Origin of the sequence: Stenotrophomonas sp. HMWF023, from assembly GCF_003060985.1 — a bacterium.
Lineage (GTDB): Bacteria > Pseudomonadota > Gammaproteobacteria > Xanthomonadales > Xanthomonadaceae > Stenotrophomonas > Stenotrophomonas lactitubi.
The window spans coordinates 1-4963 of the sequence record NZ_QAIJ01000127.1; the positions used below are offsets into that span (position 1 = coordinate 1).

A 4963-nucleotide genomic window follows, 5' to 3' on the forward strand; every position below is an offset into this window, starting at 1 on the left:
TGCCACTTCCGCCACCGCTGCCGGCAGGGCGGGTAGGCCCTTGGCGCGGGATCTCCAGGTCGGCCGGCACCGGCGCAAGGTCCAGCGCCTCGCGGACAAAGTCGCGCAGCGAGATCACCAGTTCGTGTGTGTGCACCGGGCGCCCCTGCGCCAGTTCACTGGCAGCGCGCGCGGCCAGCCGTACCTGCTCGTCGGTGCCCAGCAGCAGGATGTCCGACAACGCCGCTTCGACCGCATCGCGGATGCGCCTGGCCCGATCCGAGCCTGGCTCGGCGATGCCTTCTTCGTGGGCGCGCTGGCGCAGGTCGCGCAGATGGGCCGGGTCGACCCCCAGCTCACCGGTGAAGGAACCACCCAGCGTCTTGTAGGCCGCCATCAGGGTACGCAGCCGCTCGTTGATCTGGCGGTTCTCGCGTTCGCGGCGCTGCTGCAGGGTCTGCATCACCAGCAGGCGGATACCCACGCCGAGCAGGGTGATCAGGACCAACCCGGCCAGGGTGGACAGCACGCCCTGCCAGGAACTGAAATCGATACCGCGCATGGCCAGGACTCCTGCGGAAGACCTTCATCTTGCCCCAGCCTGCTGCCGCAGATCCACGTCAGGCGCGGATGAGCGCCCCCGAAAACGCAGAAGGCCCTCCCGCCCGATGAGCGGAAGGGCCTTCGAACCACGCGCGATTACTTGCGCTTGGCAGCCTTGCGCACGGCCTTCTTGGCCGGAGCCTTCTTGGCCACAGCCTTCTTCAGCGGTGCAGCCTTCTTGGCCACGGTCTTGCGGGTAGCGGCGACCTTCTTGCCGACAACCTTCTTGGCGACGGCGGTCTTCTTGCCGACAACCTTCTTGGCAGCGGCGGTCTTCTTGCCGACGACCTTCTTGGCAGCGACGGTCTTCTTGCCGACAACCTTCTTGGCAGCAGCGGTCTTCTTGCCGACAACCTTCTTGGCGGCGACGGTCTTCTTGCCGGCGACCTTCTTGGCAGCGACGGTCTTCTTGCCGGCGACCTTCTTGGCAGCGACAGTCTTCTTGGCCACAGCCTTCTTGGCGGTAGCGACCTTCTTGCCGACAACCTTCTTGGCAGCCACGGTCTTCTTGGCTACAGCCTTCTTGGCGGTCGCGACCTTCTTGCCGACAACCTTCTTGGCAGCAGCGGTCTTCTTGGCCACAGCCTTCTTGGCGGTCGCAACCTTCTTGGGGGCGGCCTTCTTCACGGTAGCGACCTTCTTGCCGGCAGCCTTGGTGGGCTTCTTGGCAGCAGCAGCCTTCTTGGTCACGGCCTTGCCGGCAGCCGCCTTCTTCTTGGCCACTTCCTTCTTCAGGGCAGCCGCTTCGGCCTTGGCGTTCTTCTTGGCCGCTTCCAGCTTCTTCTTGGCGTTGGCAACGGTCTTGCCGACCGACTTGGCGGCCTTCTCGGCCTTCTTGGCAACGGTCTTCTCGACCTTGGCCACGACCTTCTTGGCCTTGGCGACGCGGGTGGTGGCAGCCTTGCGGGCGCGCTTGACGGTCTTCTTGACCGACTTCACTGCGTCTTCGGCGGCGTGGGCGATGGTCTCGCCGACGTTGGTGGCGGTTTCTTTCACGTTCTCGACGGCGTCGGTCACGACCGACACACCATTACCGTTGCTCATGTTGCCCTCCTAGGGGCCTGGATTGTCAAAACGGGGCGATGCTATACCGACAATGGCTATCGTGGAACGGGCACGGTCGGTCAATCGCATCCGTTGCGACGCAACTGGTGTAAGCGATGGCGGCGGCTGACGCGCCCCGCAGTCAGGAAATCCCTTTTTTTAAGCAGTGTGCTGCGCAGCCTGCCTGCTGCTGGCATGCCGGTGCAGACACTGGCAGCAGCAACGCATCCGCGCAGCAATGAGCGTCATCGCAAGGTCAGGATGCGCGGAACTGCGCAAGTGTCGCGGTGTATCACGGCGCTGTCGCCCTGCCTTGCGGCGCTCGCGCGCGGCTGTCGCGAACAGCGGTACGACGCGCGCGGCACCTTTCCGGCGCCCTCGGCACGGGTCGGATTTTCATGGGGCATTTATCCAGATCGCGACACACTCATTCAGCTTGTTCTACCGTATGCGTCAACGGCCCCCACCCCAGCCTGCGAACCGACTCCCATGCGACCGCTTCCCACCCTGCTTACGCTCGCAATCGCTGCTGCCTTCGGCGGCTTCGTTGCCACCGGCCTCAACGCGCACCTGGACAACCGAGCCGACGCCGCTCCACTGCCGGCGGTGCTGCCCACCACCGCAGCGCTGCCGGCATCGGTCGCCGGGCAGGCGGTGCCATCGCTTGCACCGATGCTGGAAAAAGCGATGCCGGCGGTGGTCAGCGTCAACACCAAGCAGGTGGTGCGGGTACGCAACCCGTTCTTCAACGACCCGTTCTTCCGCCGCCTGTTCCCGGACATTCCGCAGGAGCGGATCAACGAATCGCTCGGTTCGGGCGTCATCATCGATGCCACCGAAGGCCTGGTGCTGACCAACCACCACGTCATCGACAACGCCGATGACGTGCAGGTGACACTGGCCGATGGGCGCACGGTCAAGGCCGAATTCCTCGGCTCGGACCGCGACACCGACATCGCCTTGATCCGCATTCCGGCGCAGAACCTGACCGACATCAAGCTGGGCAACAGCGACCAGCTGCGGGTGGGCGACTTCGTGGTCGCCATCGGCAATCCGTTCGGTTTCAGCCAGACGGTCACCTCGGGCATCGTCTCGGCGGTGGGCCGCAGTGGCATCCGCGGGCTGGGCTACCAGAACTTCATCCAGACCGATGCATCGATCAACCCGGGCAATTCCGGTGGCGCGCTGGTCAATCTGCAGGGCCAGCTGGTGGGCATCAACACCGCCAGCTTCAACCCGCAGGGCAGCATGGCCGGCAACATCGGCCTGGGCCTGGCGATTCCGTCGAACCTGGCCCGCAGCGTGGTCGACCAGCTGGTCAAGCATGGCGTGGTGGTGCGCGGCACGCTGGGCATCGAAAGCCAGAACCTGAGTGCGCAGATCGCGCAGGGCCTGGGCCTGGGCGAAACCCGTGGCGCACTGGTGACCCGCGTGCTGGCCGGCTCGGCCGGTGCCGCCGCAGGGCTGAAGCCGGGCGACGTGGTGGTCTCGGCCAACGGCCAGCGGGTGGACAGTGCCGAAGCACTGCACAACGTGGAAGGCCTGGCGGCGGTGGGCAGCGTACTGACCCTGGACGTCCGCCGCGAAGGCAAGCCGCTGCAGATCAAGGCAACGCTGAAGGAACAGGCGCGCGTGGTCAGCGGCGAGAGCCTGGACCCGCGCCTGAGCGGTGCCAGCTTCGTCGACCTGCCCGAATCGCTGCGCCAGTCCGGCGTGGGCGGCGTGCTGGTCAGCGAGGTCAAGCGCGGCAGCCGCGCTGCGACCAATGGCCTGCAGCAGGGCGACATCATCACCGATGCCACCGTTGGCGAATTCGCCGACCTGGCCAGCTGGCGCGCCAATTTCCAGCAGCGCCCGCCGACCCTGGTGCTGCGCGTCCTGCGCAACAATGGCCAGCAGCAGGGCCAGTTGGTGATGCGGTGATCGCCTGGCCGTAACGCCCCCTATACCCTCGTGATGCTATCTCTGTATGTCCAGGTCGGCTGAGCCGATCGCCCGTTCCCCCATCGCAACAGGAGTGATTCGATGAGCCCCACCAATACCGAGAACCTGAAGGACCACCTGGGTGAAGCCGGTTCCCACCTGAAGCAGGCCGCCAGCGCTGCCGGCGGTGCGATCAAGGGCGCTACCGGCGCCGCGACCGACGAACTGCGCATCGGCAAGGCCAACGTCAAGGCTGAACTGTCCGACAGCGCGCTGTCGGGCCTGGCTGCTGCCGAGTTCGGTGGTGCCGCCGCCAAGGAACAGGTCGACGCACTGATGGACAAGGGCAAGGACCTGATCGACAGCGCCGCTGAACTGATCCGCGAACGTCCGCTGGCCTCGTTCGGCGTGGCCTTCGCTACCGGCTGGATCATCGCCAAGCTGGCCCGCGGCAGCGACAAGTAAGCTGCGGCGTGAGCGAAGACACCACGCAACGTCCCGATCCGGCGGCCACGCCGCCGTTGGACGAGAGCATCCGCCAGGTCGGCGCTGCCGGCCGGGCGACTGTCGATTCGGCCAAGCACTCGCTGCGTTCGCTGCGCCGGTTGGCGTCGGCGGACTTCGCGCTTGCACGCAGCGCTTTCGGGCGTGCGTTGGCCTGGGCCGGCGTCGCCATCGTGTTCGGCGCCTCGGCGTGGCTGCTGATGGCGGCCACCCTGATCGCCCTGCTGCAGAGCTTCGGCCTGAGCTGGCTGCAGGCCCTGCTGATCACCTCGTTGCTGAGCCTGGCCGTCACCGGCTATGCGATCTGGCGGGTTTCGTACTTCTTCCACCACACCGGCATGCACGCCACCCGGCGCCAGTTGTCGCGGTTGGGCCTGTTCGATGAGCCCACCGATGATGATCCCGATGCCGGCGTGCAGATTCCGGAGGGCAAGCCATGAAGTTCGGTGCACTGCAGCGGCGGGTGAAGCGCTGCGAACAGGTGATGGCCGTGCGCATCGGCGAAACCCAGGGCAACTGGGGCGTGCTCAGCCAGGTCTGGCGACAGGGCTGGTCGCCACTGCGCATCGTGGTGGTCGGTCTGGCCGGCGGCTTCATCGCCGGCAAGCTGGAGGTCCCGGGCAAGGTAAACGGAGCACGTTGGCTGCAGATGGTGGGCTCGGTGTCCAGCCTGTTCGCCAGCGCGCAGGCCGCGTTTGCCACCGTGGTGGCGGCGCAGGCCGCGGAAACCGCAGACGATGCCGCCGACCAAGCGGATGAGGCCACCGGGCAGCCGCCTCCCGCATCGGCACAACCGGCGGCACGACCGGCAGCGCAGCCGGTGCCCGAGCCCGACTCGGAGCTGCGTGGGCCCCGTCCGGCCGAAGCGGCCACCGAATTGTCCGAACGTTGACGATCCTTACCCGCCGCG

General features: G+C 66.5%; 6 protein-coding genes. 4 read left to right on the forward strand and 2 right to left on the reverse strand.

Annotated features, from left to right (window positions below; all coding sequences use genetic code 11):
• A partial coding sequence (locus DBR20_RS06815) for a hypothetical protein (RefSeq protein ID WP_108265655.1) occupies window positions 1–541 on the reverse strand: 541 nt, incomplete at its 3' end.
• Window positions 542–678: 137 nt separating this feature from the next.
• Entirely contained in the window at window positions 679–1626 is a 948-nt protein-coding gene (locus DBR20_RS06820) for a histone (protein WP_108265656.1), read from the reverse strand.
• 489 nt (window positions 1627–2115) lie between these two features.
• Here DBR20_RS06820 and DBR20_RS06825 point away from each other — a divergent pair, with 489 nt between their 5' ends.
• The 4 genes from DBR20_RS06825 to DBR20_RS06840 all read left to right on the forward strand — a co-directional run bounded on the left by DBR20_RS06825 (window position 2116) and on the right by DBR20_RS06840 (window position 4945).
• On the forward strand, window positions 2116–3549 hold the full coding sequence (locus DBR20_RS06825) for a Do family serine endopeptidase (protein WP_108265657.1): 1434 nt from the start codon (window positions 2116–2118) through the stop codon (window positions 3547–3549).
• Window positions 3550–3651: 102 nt separating this feature from the next.
• Window positions 3652–4014: a hypothetical protein gene (locus tag DBR20_RS06830; protein ID WP_025878359.1), complete on the forward strand. Its 363-nt coding sequence runs from the start codon at window positions 3652–3654 to the stop codon at window positions 4012–4014.
• Window positions 4015–4022: 8 nt separating this feature from the next.
• Window positions 4023–4493: a phage holin family protein gene (locus DBR20_RS06835; RefSeq protein ID WP_089241379.1), complete on the forward strand. Its 471-nt coding sequence runs from the start codon at window positions 4023–4025 to the stop codon at window positions 4491–4493.
• Window positions 4490–4945, forward strand: coding sequence for a protein sip-5 (locus DBR20_RS06840; protein WP_108265658.1), 456 nt, complete (start codon window positions 4490–4492; stop codon window positions 4943–4945). Before DBR20_RS06835 ends, DBR20_RS06840 begins: the two co-directional genes overlap by 4 nt.
• The last annotated feature ends 18 nt before the right edge of the window (window positions 4946–4963 follow it).

Bases quoted from the DNA above. Each gene is read 5' to 3' on its own strand.
- DBR20_RS06830 (WP_025878359.1), top strand. From the start codon at position 3,652: ATGAGCCCCACCAATACCGAGAACCTGAAGGACCACCTGGGTGAAGCC.
- DBR20_RS06820 (WP_108265656.1), bottom strand. From the start codon at position 1,626: ATGAGCAACGGTAATGGTGTGTCGGTCGTGACCGACGCCGTCGAGAAC.
- DBR20_RS06840 (WP_108265658.1), top strand. From the start codon at position 4,490: ATGAAGTTCGGTGCACTGCAGCGGCGGGTGAAGCGCTGCGAACAGGTG.
- DBR20_RS06825 (WP_108265657.1), top strand. From the start codon at position 2,116: ATGCGACCGCTTCCCACCCTGCTTACGCTCGCAATCGCTGCTGCCTTC.